This is a genomic window from Thalassotalea sp. G20_0 (genome assembly GCF_017744175.1).
Lineage (GTDB): Bacteria > Pseudomonadota > Gammaproteobacteria > Pseudomonadales > Endozoicomonadaceae > Endozoicomonas.
Genome location: NZ_JAGHQV010000312.1, coordinates 1 through 828, shown reverse-complemented (window position 1 = coordinate 828; position 828 = coordinate 1). Strand labels below are relative to the sequence as shown.

At 54.0% G+C, this 828-nt stretch carries 1 protein-coding gene; it reads left to right on the top strand.

What is annotated here, in order from left to right; all coding sequences use genetic code 11:
- Positions 1–67: 67 nt before the first annotated feature.
- Positions 68–828, top strand: a 761-nt coding sequence (locus J7438_RS26235) for a hypothetical protein (RefSeq protein WP_209278970.1), incomplete at its 3' end; no start/stop codon positions are given.

Here is an 828-nt window from a genome sequence, read left to right as displayed (position 1 = left end):
CATGGCAAGCACTCAGACACTGTCACCCAACACGACGGCTCCGTTCTCTCCTGAGTTGAGTTCGTCAATGAATACCACCGATGTGTCACTGACTCCGTCAGGCATGGCAGGTACTCAGACACTGTCACCCAACACGACGGCTCCGTTCTCTTCTGAGTTGAGTTCGTTGATCAATACCACCGATGTGTCAATGACTCCGTCAGGCATGGCAGGCACTCAGACACTGTCAGCCAACACGACGGCTCCGTTCTCACCAGAGCTGAGTTCGTCGATCAATACCACCGATGTGTCACTGACTCCGTCAGGCATGGAAAGTACTCAGACATTGTCAGCCAACACGACGGCTACGTTCTCTCCAGAACTCAGTTCGTCGATCAATACCACCGATGTGTCACTGACTCCGTCAGGCATGGCAAGCACTCAGACACTGTCACCCAACACGACGGCTCCGTTCTCTCCGGAACTCAGTTCGTCGATCAATACCACCGATGTGTCACTGACTCCGTCAGGCATGGCAGGTACTCAGACACTGTCACCCAACACGACGGCTCCGTTCTCTCCGGAACTCAGTTCGTCGATCAATACCACCGATGTGTCACTGACTCCGTCAGGCATGGCAGGTACTCAGACACTGTCATCCAACACGACGGCTACGTTCTCTCCAGAACTCAGTTCGTCGATCAATACCACCGATGTGTCAATGACTCCGTCAGGCATGGCAAGCACTCAGGCATTGTCATCGAACACGACGGCTACGTTCTCACCAGAGCTGAGTTCGTCGATCAATACCACCGATGTGTCAATGACTCCGTCAGGCATGGCAGGCAC